Source organism: Echinicola vietnamensis DSM 17526 (genome assembly GCF_000325705.1).
Taxonomy (GTDB): Bacteria; Bacteroidota; Bacteroidia; order Cytophagales; family Cyclobacteriaceae; genus Echinicola; species Echinicola vietnamensis.
Map to the genome: position 1 here is coordinate 1,054,043 of NC_019904.1, position 24,409 is coordinate 1,078,451.

A 24,409-nucleotide genomic window follows, 5' to 3' on the forward strand; every position below is an offset into this window, starting at 1 on the left:
GCCTTTTTTCTTGATAAAAAAGAACAAAAACCTGTCCGCTCTGACAGGGCCCCGTTTGTCACGAGGACCTCACTTGTCAACGCTTTCGGCTCCACATTTCCCGCCGCGGCGAGGATAGGGGTGCGTTAAAAAAGGGGCCACAGTAGCTATGACACTGACAATTCCCATATTATTCTTTATTCTAATAAATTAAACAGCGCTTTCCTCCCCTCAATCGCATTCTCCGGCAAGCGCTCTCCGTTTTCACCAAAGACTTTCAGGTCATTTTCTATCTCTATGGTGATATTGGTTTCATCCACTTTTCCTTCTTCATTCCTGTACTTATCGATCTCCAATCCCAAATATTCCGCCATAAAAGGATACATGGCCTGGCGTTTTGAGTATTTATAGTCATGTCCTTCGGCTGGGAAATGGGCATTGGCAAACTTGTCCTGTGCACCATAAAACCCGTAAGTCCGCTGAATAAAGGGAAATTCCAGTTGGGGCACCGTATGGGTCCAATCGCCACCATCCGAGATGATCAGCATGGGCCTAGGAGCAGCCATGGCTGCAATCTCGGCATTATTGGTGCCTCCACCGCAAAGATGGATGGGCTTACCGCTTTCACATGGACATCCACCCGAAAAGTGGGAAGAGACCATCACCGTTGGTACGGCTACCGTGATACGCTCGTCAATGGCGGTGAGCAGCATCGTCTGGGAGCCTCCTCCGGATCCGCCCGTAACCCCCACGCGAGCTGCGTCGGTTTCTGGAAGCGAAGAAAGGTAATCGATCCACTGGAGGCCATTCCATGTCTGGAGGGTATGGGCAGCACTTAGCCGATGGTCTTCGGAAGCAAACTGCAACTGGGATTCTCCCCAGGCAAACAAATCATACGTGACGACCACCGCACCCATCCTCGCCAAAATGGCTGCTCGGATTTGTTCGCTTTCCCGATACCGGCCTTGCCCAAAGTGGCCGTTGGGCATGATGATGATAGGATATTCCTTTTTCAGCGGCCGCGGTCGGTAAACTGTCCCGGTGGTAAAAATACCCGGCAAAACTTCCAAGGCCACATTCTCCGCGGAATAGCCCTTGTATTTCCGCTTATTGGAAATAATGGGCTCCGAAGCAGGTTTCTCTGGGAGCGCTAATAACCCCAAAGCCTCTAGCATGCACTGGCGCAATTGGGACTTTCTGTCCTCCCAGCTGACCCGGTCATGATAAAGACGCTCGAAATACTCCAGCTCTTCTTTAGCCGCAGAAATGGACTTCTTGTGATACTGAAAAGGTTTGATGGAATAAGTTGATGCGCCCTCTTGGTAATAGGTAAGGTCAAAGGGAGCCAATACGGCTGTCAAGGAAAGTTCCAAATTCCCTGGCCGAATGCGCCAAAAGGCATAATCCAGTTTTTTATCAGCCACCAGCTTTGGGTCATATTGCAGGGTAACCTGAAAACTGGTTTCTATCCGGTCCAAGGTTTCCTTCAAGGTCTCTTGGTAGCCGTGATCGGAATCTTGGGCATAAAGGCTGCGGGTGGTGCCCAATAGCAAAAAGATTCCCACTAAAATCGCCATGCCAACAAAACGATGTTTTCCCTCCCAAACACCTTGAAACCTTAAAGGAGAAGCCAGCACACTGGTCCATAACTGACGATGGATCGTTAGCCGTGGGCTGCTCTTTTTGGCTAAGTCAAAAGGAAAACATCTTGCTACCGCCATCACACCATTGGCTTTTCCAGCTCAAAATAGTTGTAAACGGCCTCCGGCCAAGCATAACTGCCCGGTTTGATGGTCAATACCATGTCAAGGTCAACGGCTTTGAGGCGTACTACCCCTGGACTCAATTCCTGCATGGGAATCAATGCTCCGAGAGAAAGCTCCTCGATCACCGCACAAGTGGTGGCGCCACCTTCCAGCAGCAGCTCGCGCACCGGCACCTCTTCGATGACCCTGGATACCGCCTGGGCCGTGCGTTTCTTTAAAATGGCCGGATAATTCTCAAAGCGTACTTTTTTCTTTCCATAAGCCATGATCACCCTATCCCCATCTTTCAGTCCCCTGCTGACATCATGCACCCATTGTTCGGTACCAGCAGGATTATATTTTTCTTCCATCAGCAGCTCGGGCATTTCGCTAAGGTGCACGCCTTTTTCCACCGCTTTCTCTACAAAGTCCTTACTGTTTTGGTGGCTACTTCCAGCGATCATCAGGCTATTGCCCACAAAGGAAAGCGGATCGGGCTCTTGGCCAAGCATCCATTCCGGGAAATTGCGCTTGAGGCACATTTCAAAAAAGGCCGCACTCCCTGCTGGCAATACCGTATCGTCCATCAAGCTGGCCCAAGTGTACAGGTCTTGCATGGTCTGGGAATCGGGAATGTTAAACCCTGCCTGAAGGTCTTCTTCTTCCGAAAACTTGCCATAAGCCACCGATAGCTCCTTTTCTCGCAACAGGTCTTTTACATTGGCCGAAAAGGCCGGAAAGGTAGGGTCATCTTTAAAGCTTGTTTCGTTCAGCGGTTTTCCCTTGACATAATAAACCCCATCCACGATACTTCTGCCGGTATACGGGTTGGCCGGAACCAGCAGCATTTTCTCCTTATGCAGGATGTTGGCCAAGACTTTTAGTTCTTTGGCCACATGTCCCCGCATGACGGAGTCAGATTTCTTAAAAATCCAGGTCACCCCCATGTCCATCAGGGCAGAGGCGATCCGATCGGTTTCTTTCAGGGCATCGGCCTCGGTCATGGAGCGGGTGTCGGTTGCGATCACCATCACATCGGCACCGCTTGCTGGACTGGCATCCAGCGAAAACGATACAGGGATTCCCCATCTCAGGCATACTCCTGCTATCTCGGCTGCCCCGGTAATATCATCGGCTATAACTGCTATCATGTTTCTTTCTGTTTTTAGCCATCGGAATGGCATAGTCAATCGCTAAGTTCAACGCATCCTCTGAGGCGATTCCCTGCCCGGCAATTTCGAATGCCGTGCCATGGTCCACAGAAGTACGAATGATCGGTAAACCAAGTGTAATGTTTACCCCTTTTACACTTTCCATGGTTTTGGATTCATTATTCCACTTGAACCCCACCATCTTAAAAGGAATATGCCCTTGGTCATGATACATGGCCACACAGCCATCGTAATATCCTTGTACGGCTTTGGCAAAAAGCGTGTCTGGAGGTACAGGGCCCTCCACTTCGAATCCTTCAGCCTTGGCAGCCTGTACAGCTGGTAAAATCTCCTCATCATCTTCCGTCCCAAAGAGTCCGCCATCTCCCGCATGGGGATTAAGCCCCGCCACCCCAATGCGGGGCGATTCAATCCCAAACTGCACACAGGCGTGGTGCAGCAATCGCACCACATCCAGCACACGGTCTTTCTTCACCAAATCACAGGCTTGGCGCAGCGGCACATGGGTGGTGACGTGGATCACCCGAAGGTTTTGCTCTACCAGCAGCATGGCAAATTTCTCCGTACCGGTAAACTCTGCATATATTTCGGTATGGCCAGCATAATGGTGGCCGGCCAAGTTAATCGATTCTTTGTTGATCGGACTGGTCACGGTGGCATCTACCTCTTCCGCCAAAGCCAGCTCAATAGTCCTTTTCACGGACTGAAAAGCCGCAGCACCTGCCATTGCACTGACTTTCCCCATCTCCAGCAGATCGTGATCTACATTTTTCAAGTCCAATACCTCTATCACTTGCGGGTCAAAATTGGCCGCTTGCACCGTTTCTATCGGCTTTACGGTCAAGGGCGCCTGCAGCTGCTCGGCCATGTGTGCTATGGTCGTGGCATCACCCACTACCAAAGGTTTGCATTTGGCATGCAATCCACCATCCCGGAAGCTCTTCACGATAATCTCCGGCCCGATTCCTGCTGGATCGCCCATGGTGATGGCTATAATTGGTCTTTCCATTTTCTTCTATTTAGACATTAGATTTTAGATAAAAGACACAAGACTTTTGGTATTGGTCTCCTCACTAATCTAATTTATTTTTTCATAAGTACTTTACCTCGTTCCGTTTTACCGAGGCAACGCCCTCGCTACTCCTGTTTCTCAAGCCTCAAGCCTCAAGTCTCAATACTCAATACTCATATCTGAAGTATCAAGTCTCATCCCCCTCAAAACAAGCGGCCATAAATCTCTTCCGCATCGGCAAAGGTTACTTCCCGAGGGTTGTTCTTGAGCAGGCGGGTCACCTTCATGGCCAAAGCCGTCAATTCCGGCACATCCTCCTGCTGAACGCCCAGCGTGGTAAGGTCCTGCGGAATGTCACAGCGCTTCACCAGCTCCTTCACCTTTTGGACGCCATTGCTGGCCGTTTCCTCAGGCGAATTTCCCTGTTCCGCTCCCATTGCCAAGGCAATCTGCTCGTGCTTTTGGATATTGGAAGACAGGTTATAGGCCATGACCTCCGGAAGCAACACTGCATTGGCAAGGCCATGGGGCACATGGTACTTTCCCCCGAGCGGATAGGAGAGGGCGTGTACTGCGGCCGTGTTTACAGGCCCCAAACACAATCCTCCGTACATGCTACCAAGGGCCACAGCTGTCCGGGCATCCATGTCCTCTGGCACTTCAAATGCCCGGTGTAGGTTTTGCCCGATGAGGGCTATTCCCCGCAATGCATAATCATCCACCAGCGGATGGCTAAACTTATTCGTGTAAGCCTCTATGCAATGTGACAATGCATCTATCCCCGTTTCTGCCGTGATCTTTGGCGGTAAGCCCACCGTCAATGCTGGATCGATATAGGTCGCATCCGGCACCAAAAACGGACTGATGATGCCCTTCTTCTCCAAGGTCGCCTCATCCAGCAAGATGGCATTGGGCGAAACCTCACTGCCGGTTCCTGCTGTCGTCGGTATACACACCATATGTGTGTTTCTGCTTTCTAACAAATTTATACCTACAAAATCAGATAACTGCCCAGTACTGTCCTGCATGGCCGCTAAAAGTTTGGCCAAGTCCAACACACTGCCCCCGCCGATGCCCACGATCGTATCGGCTCCAAAATCCTTCACTTGCTTTAAAAAGTCCTCATAATGACTAAAAGTGGGCTCTCCGGCATCATAGACCGCTACTTCTACTTCCAAACCGGCACTTTTCATCTCCTGCAACCCACCATCCAAGGTATCCAGCAGCGGCTGGGCCACCAAGATCCAAATTCGCTTGTGGCTCGCAGCTACGGTATCCTCCACAAATCGGGAAAAGCCGCCCACGCCAAATACCAGTTTTTGGGGTTGTAATAATGTTATCGCCCTCATCTTATTTCGTTATTGTTTTTGTTATTTGTTTTCATTTATGGTCAGTAGTATGCGGCTTCGGTAGCTTCGGTCCCTTTCCGGTGGCCTCGCCTTCGGTGGCTGAGCGGAGCCGAAGCCACCAGAACGGAAACGCAAAACCACTGGTTTGATAGGCTGGTTTGCCGTGGTGCGACAGGTGCCGTTGACTTGGTAGTACCCTCTTGATTATCTGAACTGATATCAGACTACTTCCTTCGCCCTTTCCATCTTCTGCTTTTGCTTGAAATAGCCGTAAATGGTCAGGTTCTCATCGGCTGGTGGGCGTTTGAAGAACAAACTGGCTATATAGCCCACAATAAGCACGATCAAGTGGCTGTATACCCCTAACATGTATTTGTGTTGGTTGAAGTTGAATTTGCCTAAGTCCAGCAGCAAGGTCTTCTCTCCGCCACCAAAGCTCATCGGCGTGGAGGTCAACAGGGCATAAGCGGTAAAGAGGATACAGGCCACAATTCCGACATAAAGCCCTTCCTTATTTGCCCTACGGCTAAAAAGCCCGAGTAAGAATATGCCCACAATACCGGCAGAGAAAATCGCGTACAGCCCAAAGACCGCTCCCAAGACCCCTTCTCCCTGCCAAAGCACATATAAGACGGCCACCCCTGCGGCCGCCAAGCCGGAAATCAGCACCAGGATACGGCCTACTTTTAGTTTTTGGTGGGTATTACAGTTGGGATTAAAGCGCTTGTAGTAATCTTCCACCCCCACTGCTGCGAGGCAGTTCATATCGGAATCCAAGCTGGAAATTGCCGCTGCCGCCAAGGCCGCCAATACCAAGCCCGTAACTCCTGGAGGAAGCTCTGTCATGATAAAATACGGGAATACCGCATCCACACTGGTGCCCTCCGGCAGTACAGAACCCGAGATCTGATAAAACACAAACAGCAGGGAACCGATCAGCATAAACAGGGCCCACACTGGCACACTTAGGAACACGCCCATATAGGCTGCCTTTTTGGCCTCGCGGTCGTTTCTGGCCGTCAGGTACCGCTGGACGATCGTTTGGTCGGTGCCGTATTTCTGGATGGCGTAAAAGATGCCATTCACGACCATGACGATAAAAGTGAGTTGGGTAAAATCAATGTCATATGGACCGAAACCTATTTTCTTCATGCTAATGGCCTCTTCCATCACCCGCTCGGGGCCTCCTTCGGGCACAAAAAGCAGCAATCCCAAACAGAACAAGCCCCCGCCAATAAGCAAAAACCCTTGGATCACATCCATCCAGATCACCGCTTCAATGCCCCCCAGCAAGGTCAATACGATGATGACAAAGGTCAGCACCCCAATGACCATAAAGATATTGACGTCCATCATGCTGCTCAAGGCCAAGCTCACCAGGTAAAGCACCGTTCCCATTTTGGAAAAATGGGTCAGCACAAAGGCCAAAGAACTGTACAATCTGGCAAAGAAGCCAAAACGCTTTTCGAAATATTCGTAAGTACTCAACCCAATCACCCTCCTAAAAAGGGGCACGATCACCCAAATCATGCACACCAGAACAATGGGCACCATCAACCCTTGCACCAGTAAGATCCAGTTGGACTTATATGCTGCACTGGGATAGGCCAAAAAGGTCACGCTGCTGATGAGCGTCGCAAAAATAGACATCCCAATGGCCCATGAGGGTATTCCTCCTCCTCCGGCAAAATAATCCTCACTGCTCTTTTGTCTCTTGGAAAAATAGATGCCCATATATATGGTCCCTAAAATCGAGACGACGATCAGCAAATAATCTATCCAGTGTAATGATGCGTCCATTTGGTTATTGGGTTAATTGGTTGTTTTTAGTTTAAAGGTTTAGAGGTTTAAAGTTTTAAGGTTCAAAGGTTTGTAAAGCATCGTTGCCTTCAATTGAATTTGGGATTATAAATCCCGAACAACTTTGCCCTATTGTCCCGCCGTCTCCGACGCGGGACAATGAAAATTTGAGTCTCCTGACTCATTTACCATCATTCGCAAAACAACTGACAGAACTACAAGATAACTTTTCGTATTACGATCCGGTAATTCCTCATTATTCATTTCACATTCCTCACTTCACCTGCTCCATCATCTTCTGCCATTCGTTCAGCACCTTTTCCTGTTGTCCCGCCGTCTCCGACGCGGAACTGTGAAAATTTGAGTCTCCTGACTCATTTACCATCATCCGCAGAACAACTGACAGAACTACAAGGTAACTTTTGGTATTACGATCCAGTAATTCCTCATTATTCATTTCACATTCCTCACTTCACCTGCTCCATCACCTTCTGCCATTCGTTTAGCACCTTTTTCTGTTGTCCCGCCGTCTCCGACGCGGGACCACAAAAACTGAGTCTCCCGACTCATTTACCATCATCCGCAGAACAGCTGACAGAACTACAAGATAACTTTTCGTATTACGATCCGGTAATTCCTCATTATTCATTTCACATTCCTCACTTCACCTGCTCCATCACCTTCTGCCATTCGTTTAGCACCTTTTCCACTTCGCTTTTGTCCAATTCGGTCAAAGGCGGCTTCATAAAAGGCTGACACCATCCTTTTTGATGCATCAGTACCTTCAAGGCTGCTAGGGAAGCACCAAGGCTTCTTCCTCCTTGGTATACCTTGGCCACTTCATCGGTCAATTCCTGATAATGCACGGCCTTTTCTTCATCGCCTTCCTGCGTAGCCGTATACAACGCTTTGTAAAGCTCAGGGACAATATTACCCGTACTCGGCACAATACCATCTGCCCCTGTCCTGATACTGCTGGCCGATTGGGCTCCCCAGCCGCAGAAAAAGGAAAAATCAGGCCTTTCCCGATACTGGTCAATCGCCGCATGCATCCTGGAGAAATCCCGCTCGGAGTCCTTCAGCCCCCAAATATGTGGATGGTGGCTCATCTCTTCCACCACCGAAAGGGGGATGGACATTTGGGTCGTGGCCTTGATATTGTACATCAGCAGCGGCCCGGCAAGATGATCGGCAAGCCCTTCAAAATGACGTTTCATTTGATCATCAGAAAGGACATAATAGGCAGGCAATGTGGCCACGATCGCATCCACACCCTGTGCCAAATAGTCGCTGCCACGGTGATATTGCTCCTCCACCAAATTGCTTACCACGCCCGCATAAACCTGTTGGTTGGCAGCCTTGGCGGCCACCGTGGCTTTGATCATTTCCAAGCTGTCTTGCTCAGAAAAGGAGGCGGATTCTCCCGTGGTGCCCAGCACTAGCGGGGAAAGATCATTTTGGGCAAACTCGGCCATGATCCTGGCCACTGCCTCTTGGTCGATGGCACCTTTTGCGGTGAGCGGCGTCACCATCGGCACCACCACACCTTGATATTGCTTTTTCATCTTTTATCTTTTTTGATCTTAGCGGAGGGGATTACAAATCCCCTTGATCTGTAGTTCCTGATTGCAAATCAGGAACAGTGTAAGTAAACCCCACCTAGCCTCCCCAAAAAGGGGAAGAAAATCGTCTCACTACTCATGTCTCCCGCGTTGTCCCGCCGTCTCTGACGCGGGACCACAAAAACTGAGTCTCCCGACTCAACCATATATTTTTGCTATTTGCATTCTTATTTTGCTCCTTGCTCCAATCCACCGTCTCATTTCTCCCTACTTGATACTCACTACTCACATCTCACTACTCAATACTAAAACTTAACTTCAATACTATATTTCCCCGAGCCCAGCTCAAAAGATGGATGCCCATCGGCTTGCACCTTGCTCACTCCCTTGGCTTTCTCAGTCCTGCTGCCATTGATCCTTACTTCTGCGGATTGCTCCACGGGCAGCACCAACGTGGCGCTTGTATTGGCTGGTATGTCAAAGTGGAATTGGGCATTTCCCTCTTCCTTTTTCCAAGAGGAAGCAATGGTCCCGTAAATGCTTTCATAGCTGGCCTTGACGAATGTCATATCGCCCACCCACTGCGGCTTTAATAGGAAGTGTTTAAAACCAGGCTGATCAGGATCCGGCTGGATGCCGGCCAAATCACGGTAAAACCACTCTTCGATTTGCCCCATCATAAAATGGTTCCAGCTGTTGCCCTTGCGGGGATCCCACTGTTCGGTCAATGTCGTCAGCCCAAACTTGATCTGGAAACCGTATCCGGGCGTGTCGTAATGGTTGTGCATCTTGAACATCACTTCATTCAGCCCGTTTCTGGCCAATGTCTGGTACAAATACCGGTTGCCCACATCGCCGGTGGTCAATCGGTAACCATGCGCTTCAATGTCCTGCACCAAATGCGCCAACACCGCTTCCCGCTTGGTCGAATCGACCATGTCCAAAAACAGCGGCACGGCATTGGAAAATTGACTTCCGGTACCGTATTGGTTGGTCTCGGGATCAAAAAAGGTTTGGTTAAAGGCTTCTTTCACCTGCTTTTCCAGCCGGCTGTATTCCCGGTAATCCACCCCTTTTTGGAGCATCAAAGCAGCCTTTTTCAATAATTTCACCCCAAAATAATAGTGCGAAGTGGCCGAAAGGGCAATCGGACTGTTCTTGGAATAGCCCGCAGCATGCTCGCCATAGTCATACCAATCCCCCAAACCATGGGAAACGATATGGTTATCGGCTGTCGTCCCCAAATAGTCGATGTATTTTTTCATCATCGGATAATACTCCTGAATCAAGGAACTGTCGCCATAATAATCGTAATACATCCAAGGCAGTACCACAGAAGCCACGCCCCATTCAGGGGAATCCGTAAAGTCACCTCCAAAGACCACATATTCGGGGGCGATGTTTGGCACCAGGCCATTTTCCCGCTGGGCATCTGCCATGTCTTGCATGACTTTAGGCACCAGCTGGGTAAGGTCATAATTATAAAACAACCCGGGACCATTTAGGTGTGTCTCTTCCAGCCAGCCCAACTTCTCCCGATGTGGACAATCGGTAAAAACACTTTGCATATTGCTCTTGATGGCATTATTGATCAGCAAATGGGTCTGGTTGAAAATCTCATTGGAGCTTTCAAAGGTTCCCTCTTCCGTGGCGTCGTTATAGATAAAATTGGATTTTATCTCGGTAATGGTGGGCCTATCTGCTTGCTGCTCTTGGCCGGGCACATTCACGTCTGTCACTTGGATGTATTGGTAACCATAAAAGCTAAACCTCGGCTGCCAGGATTCCTCTTCGTCGCCCTTGAGTGTGTATTCGTAATAATGCGGACCTCCGGTTCTACCTTGGCCTACCAAACCACTCTCCTTGAGGTGCTCTCCCACGACCAGCTTTACTTTCTGACCTTTTTGACCTTTCACCTTGATGGATGGAAAACCGGCTAAGTTCTGCCCCATGTCCAGCACATAGGTGTTTTCTTCAGGCTCGGCAGTTGCTTTGATGTCATATTGCTTCTGGACAAGTACCGGTGATGCATGCTGCGGACAAAGTTTTCCCTTAGGGGCTTCTTGGATGACCACAGGCTTCCAGTTGCGGTCATCAAATCCAGGCTGCGCCCAACCGTCTTGCTCCAAAGTGGCATCGTAATCCTCGCCACCAAAAACACAATTGAAGGTAATCGGACTCTCCGACCACTTCCATGAATCATCCGACGATATCAGCTGTTCCTCACCATCAGCATAGGTGATTTTCAGGTGAAAAAATAGGGTGGGAGGACCAAAACTGATCAGGAACTTTGCATAACGATCACCGGACACGTTGTACATCCCATTGCCCAGTAAGACGCCAATGGCATTTTCCCCGCTTACAAGGCGCTCGGTGACATCGTAAGCATTGTAATAAACCGTTTTGTCATAATCTGACCACAAGGGTGCAAATTCACTGTTGCCCACTTTTTCCCCGTTGAGCTTGAGCTCATAATGGCCAAGTCCACTGATATAAACTGTCGCTTTTTCAATTTCACTTTCCACCTCAAACGGTTTCCGCAATTGGATACTCCGCTTTGCCAATGGCTTCACCTTGGACCATTTTTCCTTATTTTCCTCCCGGCGCATATCCGGCTCATGATAATTTCTGCCAGCCGGCAATCCACTTTCCGCACGGGTGATGGCGCCGATCCACTGAGCTCCTTTTTCCAGCTCATATGGTGCCATTTCGAAAAAAGCCATGTTGCTCCAATCAGAGGAAATACCTGCTTCATTCCACACTTTTACTTTCCAGAAATACCGCTCTCCATTGATCAAGGGGCCACCTTCATAGGGAATCAATTGGCTCTGACCGCTGGTGATTTTACCACTGTCCCAAACTACCGCCGCTTCATCCTCGCTGGCAGAATGGGACACCACCACCTGATAAGCGGTTTGCCGGGCACCGTTCGCATCACTGACCAATTCCCATCCAAATCGTGGCGCCGTCTTTTCAATGTTCATCGGGTTATCGGCCAATTCCGTGGTGATGTTGGTCACCTGAAGAAGGGTACCCCTAGGTCCGGAATCGCAGCCAGAAAACAGTACTACCGCTATCAATAAAAACAGCCATGCCTGCATGAGGGCTAAAGGTTCCGTATAATTCTTTTCTACTTTCAATTTTTTAGTATTTAACTCGAAATTAATACTGTTCAGTTAATGAAATTTAAATGGCTATCTGTGCAAGGTGCCGGAGCGGAGATCCGGCACGACGTTCTATTTGCCATAGGCCTAATTGTACCGCTGTCTCTAACTCGGTACCCAGTTGTCCCGTCATCTCTGATGCGGGACGGTGAAAATTGAGTCTCCCGACTCAGCTCAGCTTTGCTTTACCACCGATTCCAATCTTTTGAGTCAGAGACTCAATGATAAGAAGTACCAAGTCACATACTTGGTACAACCACAAACTATTTTCTTACTCAATCACGTTCTATCCAACCACCTAATACGTCACTAACGACTCCAAGTAAAACACCGCCTCTGGATCTTCATCACCGGCATTGTCCAAGTCATAATCCTGGTCCGTTGGGGTTTCGGCATTCGGGAAGTACCGCTGTGTACCGGTTCGGAACACCACCCTTTCCATGGCATCCAAAGGCGCAAAGAAGAGCTTTGGCCCTTTCTCTTTGCCGTTTACCTTGATCTGGTAAAAGCGGGTTTCGGCATTTAATTCCAATTTCACATGATAGCTTTCTCCTGCTTCATATTCGGTAAGGGTATTCATGCGGTATCCTGCCCGTGTCTTAAACAATCCATCTTCATCAAAGATCAACTGCACGCCTGGACGGCCTTTGCCATCTTGGATTTCGACCTGGAATTTTCCATGATCACTTTGCCCTGGGATCACGGTAAATTCCACATGCAGCTGCTTACTGCTGGGCACTATTCGCTGTGCCTTGCCATAATCAAAGGGATCCTTATCCTTAAAGGTCAAGTATCTCTTGCCATCCTTAGCAGTGATTTCCGTCTTTGCCCACTGCGGGCTATACGTATTCCAAAGGGCCAGTTCCTGTCCTTCCGGTAACGCGTCAAACACTTCATTGGCATGACCCGCTGCTTCCGCCGTGATGGGCGTGGGCACAGAGGCCACCCATATGTCTTCTTTGTTGACACTGTATGTGAGCCACATTTTACCTGCTGTAGGGGTACCATTGCCCTCCAAAATCCCTCGCACGTATTGGGGGCCGTAGGATTTATAATTTCCGCCGTATCGCATGGCCGTGATCTCGCCGTGTACCAGCAGCAAATCCGTATAATTGATTCCGTCCTGACTGGTAGAAACAGCCAACGGCCACCGGTATTCGGAAGGGTTATAGACCGTCGCATAAGCGCCATCCGCTGTTCGCTGCCCCCAAATTTTGGCATTTCCATTGACCACGCCGGGCGCCCTCAGGGGATTGTATTCCCACGATTTTCCCTCATCATGGCTGATGCTCGTAAGGGCATGCTTCCACAATCCTACCACACGGCCATCGGGAAGGTGGTAATAACTAAACGCTTTATATTGTTTTTTCAAGGGAATCAACGGATCATCGCGATCCGCTTCCTCAACCCATTGTTGCATCATCAGCGGTTTGCCGAGCAGCTCATCACAGGCCTCCACAAAGGCGTTGTCTTTGCTGGACTTGTAAAACGGATAATCGGTATTTTGTTCATCCCAGCCGTGGTTATACCGGATAAAATGGATCGGCCCAAAACTGCCATCCGCCTTGATTTCCCGAACCACCCGGCCAATGCCGTTACCATCATTCGGCCCATCGTGGGCATCCAAAGCTATCCCATAATAGGCCAGTGCCAGGAATTTTCCATTATCAGCGACATAAAAGCCCATGCGCTGGTGCATCACGGCATCCAAGTCTTTGGCCACCCCTTCGTGCCCCGCTTTGCTCGTGCCATCAGGAATACGATAGGGAGGGAAAATCACTTGCGGCTTGGTCCAGTCGTACCCATCCTCGGAAACTTGCAAAAGCGTCTGGCTCGGAGCAATGTGCTCCCCAACCGGGTCACTCAAGTATTCCATGTAGAATTTTCCCTTCCAATAGGCCAACATCGGCGCGTGGTTATAGGTCCAGCCAAAGCCATCTCCCTTATCCGGTTGTTCCCTGTTGGCCCGCATGGTCTGCACAGCATGCACACCAATGGCCGGCTTTAACTGCCCGTGGTGATAATCTACCCTGGACAAGGTACTTCCACTGTAGTGTAGCGTATCCTGGGCCAAAAGCGAGGCTGGGGTAGCCACGATCATGCACAAGATCGAAAAAGCACCTAAGATTAGGGGATTACAAATTCCCTTTATGTCAAGCTCCGGATTGCAAATCCGGAACAGCAAGTCTTTTAAGCCTTGGCCCACTGTCCCGCTCTTTATTCTTTCCTCTATGTTCTTTCCTCTAAAATGCATTTTCATTTTGTTTTTGCGTTGGCTTTTAGGTTGTCCAACACTTCTTTGGAAACCGTACTGATCGTGCCGTGTTTATGTCCCTCCGGCAGGCTGATTTGATCATCGATATTGGTAAAGGTCTTGAAATCTGCCGTACTGACTGCTTGATAGGTCTTGGCACCGTAGCTGTCAAAATAGATCAGCCACTTATCCCCATCTTTCAGCACCGTAGGCCCCTCGGTGAGGAAATCCGAAAATGGCTCCGAATAATCCTTCCAAGGGCCTAGCGGAGATTTGCCAAAAGCCACTTGGATATTCCGGTTGGGGCGGGTATTATCTTTCAATACCAGCGCATAATCATCTTTTTTGCGCTTCACGATCACCGCATCAATAACGCTAAAACCCGGCTCCAAAAAGAGCTTTGTCGGCGTAAAATCCTTGAAATCCTTGGTCGTGGTGTAGTACATCCGGTGGTTGTTTCGCTCTTCTTCCTCACCCTTCTCGTACCGGAAAGGGATAGTGGATGCCCAAATGATGATGTAGCGGTCTTCTTCATCATCATAAAAGATCTCTGGTGCCCAAACGTTCACTACATCGGGTTCATGGGCCATAGCAGGAATAAACTGCTGCTCCGACCAATCCACAAAATCCTGTGTGCTGGCATAGCCAAAACCCTTGCCCCCCCTCCAATCAGTGGTCCATACCATGTGGTAGGTTCCGTCGGGCCCTTTTACCACAGAAGGATCACGCATGATGTGGCTTTTGCCGACTTTTGGCGGCAGGAAAGGGCCTCCAAGACTTTCCCAATGGTAGCCATCTTCGCTGTACGCCAAGTAAAGCCCTTCATCTGCTGGTTCTCGAAAGGAAGTAAAAATGTAATATTCCTTTTCTGATTGGCAGCTCAGCATCAGGCTGCCCAAAACGAATAAGGCTATCTTTATAAAGCTCGTTCTCTCAGTAATTTTCATTGATAATCTTTTGTTCAAGAAATCCATATCTCACATCATTGCGAGGAAGTATGACGAAGCAATCTCTTCTTCGGAACACAAGATTGCTTCTTCCCTCCGGTCATCACAATGACGAAATAAAGGACCGTCATTGCGAGCGGAACAATAGTGAGCAAAGCAATCTCGCCTCCTTTACACTACATCACTATTTAATTTATCCCTTTCACCTCTTCTCCTTTGATCACCGGTTCGGTGACATTGTTCCATTGGTTGTTTTGAATAAAGATGTCCAAGCTCTTTTCTCCATTTATCTTCAGGAAATTTGGGGTGCTGACCATAGGGAAATTGTTGGTCACCAAGGCATTGCTGACATTCATGAGCTCCACCACGGGGCGATCTGCATGGGGCCGGCGACTTTTGATATTGTCCAAGATGATCCCTTCGGTATCTTCCACACTTATGGAAGGGCCCATTTCGGTCGTGATCTGCACATCATGCAACTCCACATTGGTGGCCGTATGGATGGAAATGCCCTCTTTAGCATCCATGTTGATATTGGAAAAGCTGATCTGGTCGATCGGCATCTCGGGAATTCCTAAGATCTTGCCGGCCACATTGATTTGGCTTCCGGTCACATTGGAAATATGGATGTTGCGGAATGCAGGTGTTTCTTCGGTTACAGGGCCTTCCTTGGTGTTCTTGTCATAAAAAAGGTTCATCACAATGGCTTCTAGCTGGATATCCTTCATGACGACATTGTCCACCCGGATTTCTTCGACCACACCGCCACGTCCTCTGGCTGCTTTTAGCCGAATACCTCTATCGGTGCCATCGAATACGCAATTGGAGATGGTCACTTTTCGGATGCTGCCGGAGACCTCACTTCCGATGACCACACCGCCATGTCCGCTGAGCATGGTGCAATTGGTAATCGTGACATTCTCGGTAGGAGTGTCCCACTTCCGGCCGTCCATATCCCTACCGGACTTGATCGTGATACAGTCGTCGCCCACGCTGATATGGCTGTCAGAGATGTGCACATTACGACAGGAAGTCGGGTTGATGCCATCGGTATTGGGAGAAGGAGGGTTTTCGATCGTAACACCCGTGATGGTGACATTGTCACAAAAAGCAGGATTTACCGTCCAAAAGGGGGAATTTACAATGGTCACCCCCTCGATACGAACATTTTTGCAGCGAAAAGGCTGAATCAACGGCGGCCTGAAAAACTTCAGTCGCATGGTTTTCTGATAATTTGGAGAAGTCTCCAGCCCTTCATTTGCAGCGGTCCACATCTTCTGGTATTTGCTCTCTTCGAGGGTCTCGGGAGCCGCTTCATGAATCCGGTACATTTCCATCCACCAGTCTTTGCCTTGACCGTCGATCTTTCCCCTACCGGTAATGGTGATATTCTCTGCCTCATAGGCGTAGATCAATGGGGAGAAGTTATTCATCACAGTCCCTTCCCAACGCATCTGCACAAAAGGCAGGTAATGGTCAAAATTCGTGGAAAATCGCAACACCGCTCCCGCATCCAAATGAAGGGTGGTATTGCTTTTCATGTGAATGGCACCCGTGAGGTAATCCCCCGCCGGAAAAAAAAGCGTTCCCCCACCTGCCTCAGCGGCTTTGTCAATGGCACTTTGGATGGCTTCCGTACAAAGCTGGCCTTCGTTGTTGCCACCAACATCCAAAATATTCGTCCAGCCCGGATTCGCCGCAGTCAACGATTGACTGAAGGCAAAAAGGCATACTACAAACAGTAATTTTGTTAGTCTTTTCATAGGTTATTTTGATAGGTAGTTGGGGATTTCAAATCCCCATTATTGTTAGTTCGGGATTACAAATCCCAAACATCGGGATTACAAATCCAGAACAGGTGAGCCTCATGAATTGGCTCGGATATCCAAATTCCGAACAGCTTAAGTGCATACTCCAGTCTCAAGACTCACTACTCACTACTCTCACTTGTAATTTAACACCAATACCCAATCGTTGCCATCCTGCACCTTCCCGTCCGGCTTGAACTCTTGGACACCTTGGGCATCCACCTCACCGATTTCGGTCATTTCTCCATTTCGCGGATTAAACCAGCTGGCGGTGGCTTTATTCCCTTTGATTACCTCCATGTTTACTTGGATAGGCCTTCCGGTATAGGTATAAATCAGGGCGTACTGTTCTCCTCGGGTAGCCGCCAGGTGATCGTGTCGCTCCCCTTGGTTTGCAATCAGGGACTGATCAGGAACACGCTCCAAATAAGGAAATTGCATGATCAAGTCTTTCAAATGGTGCATTTGCTTGGCTCCTGGATCATTGATCGCCGCTGTCCATAATTTGGTATTGCCATAGGCACCTACTTCGCCATCCTCGGGACGGTGCATCTGCATCACTGCACTATGCCCATAAGTATGGCCTGCTGCTCCTGAAAATACGGCCCAATACGCATACCTTCTTACCGCAGCGGCATCCCAAAACCCTTCTTCAGGATCATGGAGCCCTTCAGGAATACCCTCATAGGAAGGCTCTCCATCCACCGTGGGCATTTTGCGCTCCAACTTGTAATCCGCCTGCACATATTTCCAGTTGTCCTCGCCATAAGCCCTTTCGGTATCGTCCTGATCGTAGCGCCGGTGGCCGGACTGAAACATATGAAAGTCCATCCATGGGGCATCTGCAAACCAGTCTGAAGACTGCATACGGCCTCTTGGGTGGAAGGTAATCAGATGGTTACGGTCATTTTTGTCTAAGGTCTCTCCAATGGCATTCCAAACATCCGTGTGCTCATTGCCAAAGGTATCACCCCCATTTAGCCAAATGACGTTTGGCCGGTCTTTGTAGCGAAGGGTAAGGAACTTGGCATATTTCTTTGCTTCCTCCACGGTCACACCACCGTCCTTGACATTGGAACCCCATACGGGTACCATGGCCATGTAAAGGCCTCGCTTCTCCGCCTCTCTCACCAAATAATCAATATGGTCCCAAAAATCATACGCCACGGAATCCGAGAAATCACTTCCCGGATGGGTCAGGGGAGTAGCCACATTTTGATCCACCAAAGCGCTGTCACCATAAGCATTGACAGCACCTAGCGTGTGCAGGACCATCACCTGGATGACATTATAACCCTTTTCTTGGCGGTCATCGAAATATTCCAAGGCTTCCTCCCGCTTCAGCTTGTTAAACAACAGCCATCCGGTATCGCCCAGCCAAAAAAACGGTTCTCCACTGGTCGTTACAAAATAGCGGTCGTTTTCTGACACTTTTAAAAAAGGTAAGCCCTTCGGCCCTTCAGCCGGCTTTGCGGCCGTTTGGGTTTCGGTTTTGTTGCTTTGACAGCTTAGTAGCGTGCCTAGCACAAGGGCTGCTATGCCTAGTGTGATGTTGCGTTTCATTGTATAATTGTTGAAAGGTTTTTAATGTTTCAATGTGTTAAGGTTATTGCAGGAAGCCTCCTCTAATCCGTTTCCACTTTAGAAAGCTGGGCAGCTGAATCAACGCTGCAATTCTCCTATTTTTTCCTTATCCAAAGAATCAGTGGGGCGTCCGCTCCAATGTCAAGACCCGAAGTGGTTTCGCTGAGAGTTTTGACTTCTTTGATGATGGCACCACTTCCAGCGTGGATAAATACCGCTTCTCCGTCTTTTGGGGCCAGTTCGTGATAACCCGCACTTCCCATTGCCTCTTTTTCTGCTATGTACACCAGTAATTCTCCTTGGTCATTCTGCATGATCCAATGGCCATTTTGACTTTCCATTGGATGCATGGTGGCCAGACTTTCCTTCCAAGCGGGGGCATCTACCGCTGGTAAATTGGGCAAAGAACCACCGGCAAACAGCACCGCCCATCCCATGCGGCTTCCTGCGGGGGTGGAATAGATGACTGCTTTGTCAGGAAATTGATCACGATACCTTTTGATCCCCTCATAAATCGCTGCTGGAGTTTCTTTGCCTTGCTTCATCTTTCGGGCATGTTGTCTTGGCGCCATGTGCTTGCCTCCCTGTGGGGCATAATCCCCGCTTTCAGAAGGATGCCAATACCGGATATCGATCACCTCTACCAATTCTTTTCTCACGGGATCTGCCAAAATAGCATCTTGCACGTCTTTGGTGGCACTCAAGGCAACTAAGGCATCATGCCCCGTTTCGGCTTCCCATTCCCCAATTACATCAACCCAAAACTCCGTAAAGTGCAAAGGCCCGGTATATTCCGCACTGGTGAATTGCATAACATTGCTGTTGTCGGCGAAATTACCCAAACACTGCCGGATAAATTTTCGGTGAAGCTCCCTTCGCTGCGGGTGGTCGACATTGTAGAAATATTCATCCATAAAGATCCGCTTGTCCCCCGCATATGGGGGTGGTTCTGGAAATCCGGTGTCGTTGATATTGTTTGCAGATCGCCAAGGAGAATCGGCCCAGTGTGCACCGGCTTCCAGGATATTATGCTGGAAATAATTTTGGTGCATCAGGATAATCCCTTCCTGCTCTGCCAAGTCTGCAAATTGATCCAATCGACTCCAATAGAAATGGCTGTATTTGGTCAGGTCGTATTTGCTCAAGCGATCCCAAGCTTCTCCCTGGCCACTCCTCGCAAATGGCTGTTCATAAAACGGGGGCCATACGTCCGGATCAAGTCTTCTGACCCGCTCATGATCGTCCCTTCTTCGCTCATACCACAGCCCATAATTATGGTCCAGCGCCACGCTGCCTTCCGCTTTCATGGTGGCGACTACCTCAGGAATTACATCCGTGTAGCCTGTTCCGTACCTTCCGGGCACAAAACGGGTAACATGCGGTCGAGACCGCCCAATATCCCTTGGCCGTAAGCTTCCACGCCACCACTGCACCGTTTGTGTGCTGCCAGTGAGGAGCTGTCCGTCCCAGGTCAGTTTACCCTTTATGACTGCCACTTTAGGAGCAGCAGTACTCGTCTGATCCTTCGGTTCAATTCCAAGAGCTTCCAAGGACTTTGCGCTGCCTGCTGCTGGATCAATAGGATTTCGGATCGCTGCTTGCTGGATCCATTTCTCCATCGTCAGCAAGGGCTCTCGGGCCAAAACGGTCATCTCTGTTGCCTGCTCCACCGTGGGGCTGCTGCTCGGCTCTGACCCCACAGGCATCAAGAATGGCTCGAAGGGCAAATCGCCCAGTCGGTCTTCCAGCTGGGCATAATAGAGGCTCCGTGGCTTGACGTGGTTGTTGGTCTCGATCCACTGGCCATTCCCCTCAAACTGCGCCCAGGCACCAAAGGCCCAGTTTTGTGCGGTCGGGGGGCTGTAGTTGCGAATTTCCGCTGCATCGCACTGCCAAAAGACACTGTTGGCTGCGGTCCATCCGGCACCGCGGCCTTCCTGCATCCGGTTCGCAAAAACCAATGCATGACCATCGATCCTCACCATGTCAAACAACACTCCCGATGCCCAGCCTTGCTGTGCCCCGCTAAAACTATGAGGCAAATAGGCCTTGCACTGCACAAAAGCATTCGGACCTGCAGTGGCCAGTCCAGTGCTGAAATCATGGTAACCGTACTCCGAATAGCATCGCTGGAAAAGGGTCTGCTGGCCTTCTGTAAAAAAGGTATTTCGCCGTTCACCTCCCACCTCCGAGACTGGAGCTAGGGAGCGACAATCCTCTACCGTGATCCTCCTGCCCGTCTTATACACCGCCACAGCCGAGCCCGCAAAATGCCTAAAATCCACTTGGCGCACCCAAGCATCTTGGACACTTTCCATCGATACGGCGGACCAGCGATGGTCTTCATCTTTGGGATTGCTTTGGTCATAGGTGGACTGCATGCTGAGGTGTTCGATTCCCACATGTTGGATCCTTCCGGGCCACTCATAGCTCACCAGGAATCCCCCTCCATATTTTTGGTCAATAGCATTGGTCAAGGGCACATCGAAAGCCACTTTTCCTTCATCGGTTTTTGATATCGTCCGGTCCCAATATTGGTCATGTCCTCCGGGCTTCCAGCCAATCCAGCCCGTTTCGCCACCAAATTCATTCATGGAGAGTTCATCGATCCAAGCTTGGGTAGATGGCCTGACCACCATCACTTGAGATCCGGCCGAAAGCGCGGACGCTACCGTCAGCTCACGGGCATTGACGGGGACGTATGCATCCGTGATCTTCAGCGTATCGCCGTATTCGCGATCATCCTGCCCCAGCACACGGACGAGGGTTTCACGGGTTTTTCCCGTTCCGAGCAGCGTGGTTTTACCCTGGCCACTCCCCCTGAGCACCACGCCTGATTTCGAAAATACCAGCTGGCCGCCGATCTCATAAATGCCCGGCTCCAACAGTACGGCTCCTCTAAAACCATTTTCATCCATGGCCAATGTGCCTACATGGTCTATGGCCGACTGAAGCTGGGCCGTTACATCACCCTCCCTGGGTGACATCACCACTTTGGCCGGCACCGAGGGAATCGCTTTCTCACTGGCCTCGTAGCCGCAAAACGAAAAGTCCGGAATCCGGTCCCCATTCTCGGATGTCTGGTAAACCAATGCTCCGTCCTGCTGGCTAATGGGTTTGGGGGCTTGCCTTGCGAGGACGAGTTGGCCCCACGAAAGGAATAGTCCAAGTACCACAAAATTCTGGAAGAACCTTCTCCCAGAATTTTGCATACTTATCAACCTTCTATTTATGCTATTAAACTGTTTCACGTTGGTCGTTACATTACGGATTGTTGGCTGCCTTTTTTCGCTCAAACATTTCTTTTTCGGCTTGCTTAAGGTCATATCCCAAGTCGGAAAGGTAGTTGTTGATTTTACCTTTGTATTTGCCAAACCAAGCGTGCTTGGCATGGGAAGAACCTGCGTCCATCGCACGTTCTCTGGCTTCCACCAGCCAATCCCAAATTTTATCCTGCTGTGCCTGGTTAAGGTCTGGGATCATCTCCTGATAAACCTTAAACGTGTTTGGTGCCACGTTATAGGTCATGCCATCTTTCACCGCTTCCACCTGCTTATCGGTCAGCTCAGCAGAAAGTTGGGCCAGGTATTTTTTATGCAACTTGGCCATGGCTTTATTTGCCCTCTTTTCAGCTTTTTTGATTTTCTTTTCTTCCTTTTTGCCATCATACATCTCCTTGGCCGCGTCGATCTGTGAATCGCGCTCGTCATGAATCAGGCTGAGGTTCCGATATTGCTTTGCAATGATGTCACTGACTTTGTCCGCTTTCTGTGGATCAGCAATATCCATGTTTTCCAAAATCTTGTCGGCCCGCTCGTTGGTTACCTTCACATATTCAGGATCAAAGCCCTGTGCATGGGCTACTGCTGCCAAACCCGTAATCAAAATGACAGCCAAAAGGAATGATTTTATATTCTTGTTCATGGTAATTATATTTTTTGTTTGAAGGGGATTTTAAATCCCGAACAGTGTAAGATAAACCCCCTCCTAACCTCCCCTAAAGGGGAGGAATTCTAGGAATTCTATCTTGGTTCTTTATTCTTTACTCTTTCTTCTAAACTACTTTTGCAAAAGCCCACCGTTCATGGCAACATCCAGTAGGGTATCGTGGCTATTTTCCCACTGGGTCCAATCCACCTTTTTGGTAGGATCGATTCCGTTGATGTACTTTTCAAGGTTGGTGTAGCCGTCACCGTTCAGGTCGCCATTGGCATCGGAAGGATCATTGGGATCCAGCCCATACTTCACTTCCCAAGCATCCGGGATGCCATCACCATCCGTTTCGGCATACGGCTGCCCCTTGTACTCAGGATAGCCCCCCACTTGATCGGGATGAACGATAATGCCCTTTTTATAAGAATCTATTGGCAACCTCCTATTGATAAACTCCGCGCCGATTTCCATTTCTTTCCCTTCCGGAGCATTGATTTCTCCAGTTTTCACCATTTGGATGACCCTTTTGTCCACTGCATCCCTTTTGGGCAAGGTGGCACCGGCATGCTCCATCACAAAGTCATACGCGGCTTTGGCAGATACGATCTTGATGGGAGCCATTTCAAACGGCTTGGATTGGCGCATGTAGGCAAAATGCTGCTGCGCCTCTTCGAGGCTTAGGTCAGACGGCTGTACTCCTCCGGCCCAGTTGTCTGCTGAAACCTTGGGGTTTCCTTCGACGAAATTGCCCTCGACATAAGCCCTTCCAAAGGTTTTCGGATCCAAGTATCCGGATTCTGGTTTGATGATCCGGTAGCTGATGGGCTTACCTTCAGGCGTCATCGGCCCTGGCTTATAGTAATTGTTAATGATATTGAAGAGCGAACGGTAATCGCCCCCATCCACGGACCGGTTCCACCAATTGAACAGCACATTGTTCACAAAGGTAAAATCCCCGTACATGCCCACCGATGGGTTTCGGGAGATGTTGTTGGCCCACAGGTTACGGATGAAAGTGCTGTTCAGGCCGCCAATGGTACTGCCAAAAGCGTGATTATACGTATCAAGCCCTTCAGAGGAAATGGTATTCTGAATGGTAATATTGGCAGCCGGCAGCTTTTCGCGATCGGAATTTTCATTGGCTGTGAACATGTTACGGTACAGGGAGATGTTTTCGTCCAGTCCCCAGCTCACCGAGCAATGGTCGATGATCACATTTCCCATGGGATCACCACTCAGGGCATCGTCCCTCCGTGTCACGTCCGTAGCTCCTCTTCGGAACCTCATGTGCCGGATGATCACATCATGGGTGTCCACGGCAAAGGTCTCTCCCGCTACACAAATCCCATCTCCCGGGGCGGTCTGTCCCGCGATGGTCACATACGGTGCCCGCAGACTGATGGGCTTTTCCAGTTGGATAATGCCGGCCACATTGAAGACGATGGTCCTGGCGCCCCCAGCTTCACAAGCCTCTCGGAGCGTGCCGGGACCACTGTCGGCCAAGCTCGTCACGACAAAGACCTTTCCTCCACGGCCACCGGGCGTAAAAGCCCCTCCGCCTTCTGCTCCCGGGAAAGCAGGAATATCAGCTTTTACAAAATCATTGGGATAGGAAGCCCAGCGCATATAGGGCCTTCCTTCTGTAGCTTCCTGCTGAATGGTGGGATAAATTTCGTTCCAAACCTCGTCCAGCCTTGCTTCTTCCAAGGCCATGATCGAATCAGTTTTGGCCTGTAAGGCCGGGGGAATCTCGGGATATTGGGCAAAAGCCTCCACGCTTATCAGGGCTGCTACCGTCAAAATGAAGAAGCCTTTCGGCCAAAAAGATTGCTTTATCGTTATCATTTTCAGTTAATTTTAGGTTTTTGGTGTTTGCCAAAAGCACCCCACCAGTGTTAATCTAACCAATAGGAAAAAAACCTGATCAACGCCTCCATTTTCTCCATATTGCTGATGTAAAGTTACTTAATAAGGTAGGCAAACCTTCCTGAACTATCCTGCTGAACCCCCTAACAAAAGGCTGAACAAGGATAATTTAAGCCTGAAAAGGGATATGGAGAACCTGAGCCTCATACGAAGCAAGTATTGAGTCGGAGACTC

The 24,409-nt window shown here is 49.6% G+C and carries 14 protein-coding genes; all 14 read right to left on the minus strand.

Annotated elements, in window-relative coordinates; translation table 11 throughout:
• Positions 1-176 precede the first annotated feature (176 nt).
• Positions 177-1,700: an alpha/beta hydrolase gene (locus ECHVI_RS04445; protein ID WP_015264758.1), complete on the minus strand. Its 1,524-nt coding sequence runs from the start codon at positions 1,698-1,700 to the stop codon at positions 177-179.
• Positions 1,700-2,875, minus strand: coding sequence for a four-carbon acid sugar kinase family protein (locus ECHVI_RS04450; RefSeq protein WP_015264759.1), 1,176 nt, complete (start codon positions 2,873-2,875; stop codon positions 1,700-1,702). Before ECHVI_RS04450 ends, ECHVI_RS04445 begins: the two co-directional genes overlap by 1 nt.
• The gene (pdxA, locus tag ECHVI_RS04455) at positions 2,853-3,905 is read right to left on the minus strand and encodes a 4-hydroxythreonine-4-phosphate dehydrogenase PdxA (protein WP_015264760.1); all 1,053 of its coding nucleotides are present in this window, start codon (positions 3,903-3,905) and stop codon (positions 2,853-2,855) included. The genes ECHVI_RS04450 and pdxA overlap by 23 nt, the downstream gene beginning before the upstream one ends.
• 206 nt (positions 3,906-4,111) lie before the next feature.
• Positions 4,112-5,257 (minus strand): iron-containing alcohol dehydrogenase, encoded by a 1,146-nt coding sequence (locus ECHVI_RS04460; RefSeq protein ID WP_015264761.1) that lies wholly within the window; start codon positions 5,255-5,257, stop codon positions 4,112-4,114.
• 219 nt (positions 5,258-5,476) lie between these two features.
• On the minus strand, positions 5,477-7,057 hold the full coding sequence (locus tag ECHVI_RS04465; RefSeq protein WP_015264762.1) for a sodium:solute symporter family protein: 1,581 nt from the start codon (positions 7,055-7,057) through the stop codon (positions 5,477-5,479).
• Positions 7,058-7,716: 659 nt separating this feature from the next.
• Positions 7,717-8,622 carry a dihydrodipicolinate synthase family protein gene (locus tag ECHVI_RS04475; protein ID WP_015264763.1) on the minus strand — a complete coding sequence of 302 codons (906 nt, stop codon included), beginning with the start codon at positions 8,620-8,622 and terminating at the stop codon, positions 7,717-7,719.
• 302 nt (positions 8,623-8,924) lie between these two features.
• Positions 8,925-11,759 carry a glycoside hydrolase family 78 protein gene (locus ECHVI_RS04480; RefSeq protein ID WP_015264764.1) on the minus strand — a complete coding sequence of 945 codons (2,835 nt, stop codon included), beginning with the start codon at positions 11,757-11,759 and terminating at the stop codon, positions 8,925-8,927.
• A gap of 322 nt (positions 11,760-12,081) precedes the next feature.
• Complete coding sequence (locus ECHVI_RS04485) at positions 12,082-14,037, minus strand: sialidase family protein (RefSeq protein ID WP_015264765.1); 1,956 nt, start codon at positions 14,035-14,037, stop codon at positions 12,082-12,084.
• Between the two features lie 2 nt (positions 14,038-14,039).
• Complete coding sequence (locus tag ECHVI_RS04490; protein WP_015264766.1) at positions 14,040-14,984, minus strand: glycoside hydrolase family 43 protein; 945 nt, start codon at positions 14,982-14,984, stop codon at positions 14,040-14,042.
• A gap of 188 nt (positions 14,985-15,172) precedes the next feature.
• Positions 15,173-16,747, minus strand: coding sequence for a glycoside hydrolase family 28 protein (locus ECHVI_RS04495; RefSeq protein WP_015264767.1), 1,575 nt, complete (start codon positions 16,745-16,747; stop codon positions 15,173-15,175).
• Positions 16,748-16,927: 180 nt separating this feature from the next.
• Positions 16,928-18,355 (minus strand): glycoside hydrolase family 140 protein, encoded by a 1,428-nt coding sequence (locus ECHVI_RS04500; RefSeq protein WP_015264768.1) that lies wholly within the window; start codon positions 18,353-18,355, stop codon positions 16,928-16,930.
• Positions 18,356-18,471: 116 nt separating this feature from the next.
• Entirely contained in the window at positions 18,472-21,588 is a 3,117-nt protein-coding gene (locus ECHVI_RS04505; RefSeq protein WP_015264769.1) for a DUF6298 domain-containing protein, read from the minus strand.
• Between the two features lie 52 nt (positions 21,589-21,640).
• Positions 21,641-22,300 (minus strand): DUF3826 domain-containing protein, encoded by a 660-nt coding sequence (locus ECHVI_RS04510; protein WP_015264770.1) that lies wholly within the window; start codon positions 22,298-22,300, stop codon positions 21,641-21,643.
• A 135-nt stretch (positions 22,301-22,435) separates the two neighbouring features.
• Positions 22,436-24,154, minus strand: coding sequence for a hypothetical protein (locus ECHVI_RS04515; RefSeq protein ID WP_015264771.1), 1,719 nt, complete (start codon positions 24,152-24,154; stop codon positions 22,436-22,438).
• Positions 24,155-24,409 lie beyond the last annotated feature (255 nt).

Bases quoted from the DNA above. Each gene is read 5' to 3' on its own strand.
- ECHVI_RS04500 (WP_015264768.1), bottom strand. From the start codon at position 18,355: ATGAAACGCAACATCACACTAGGCATAGCAGCCCTTGTGCTAGGCACG.
- ECHVI_RS04495 (WP_015264767.1), bottom strand. From the start codon at position 16,747: ATGAAAAGACTAACAAAATTACTGTTTGTAGTATGCCTTTTTGCCTTC.
- ECHVI_RS04505 (WP_015264769.1), bottom strand. From the start codon at position 21,588: ATGCAAAATTCTGGGAGAAGGTTCTTCCAGAATTTTGTGGTACTTGGA.
- ECHVI_RS04465 (WP_015264762.1), bottom strand. From the start codon at position 7,057: ATGGACGCATCATTACACTGGATAGATTATTTGCTGATCGTCGTCTCG.
- ECHVI_RS04510 (WP_015264770.1), bottom strand. From the start codon at position 22,300: ATGAACAAGAATATAAAATCATTCCTTTTGGCTGTCATTTTGATTACG.
- ECHVI_RS04490 (WP_015264766.1), bottom strand. From the start codon at position 14,984: ATGAAAATTACTGAGAGAACGAGCTTTATAAAGATAGCCTTATTCGTT.
- ECHVI_RS04445 (WP_015264758.1), bottom strand. From the start codon at position 1,700: ATGGCGGTAGCAAGATGTTTTCCTTTTGACTTAGCCAAAAAGAGCAGC.
- pdxA (WP_015264760.1), bottom strand. From the start codon at position 3,905: ATGGAAAGACCAATTATAGCCATCACCATGGGCGATCCAGCAGGAATC.
- ECHVI_RS04515 (WP_015264771.1), bottom strand. From the start codon at position 24,154: ATGATAACGATAAAGCAATCTTTTTGGCCGAAAGGCTTCTTCATTTTG.
- ECHVI_RS04460 (WP_015264761.1), bottom strand. From the start codon at position 5,257: ATGAGGGCGATAACATTATTACAACCCCAAAAACTGGTATTTGGCGTG.
- ECHVI_RS04475 (WP_015264763.1), bottom strand. From the start codon at position 8,622: ATGAAAAAGCAATATCAAGGTGTGGTGGTGCCGATGGTGACGCCGCTC.
- ECHVI_RS04485 (WP_015264765.1), bottom strand. From the start codon at position 14,037: ATGCATTTTAGAGGAAAGAACATAGAGGAAAGAATAAAGAGCGGGACA.
- ECHVI_RS04450 (WP_015264759.1), bottom strand. From the start codon at position 2,875: ATGATAGCAGTTATAGCCGATGATATTACCGGGGCAGCCGAGATAGCA.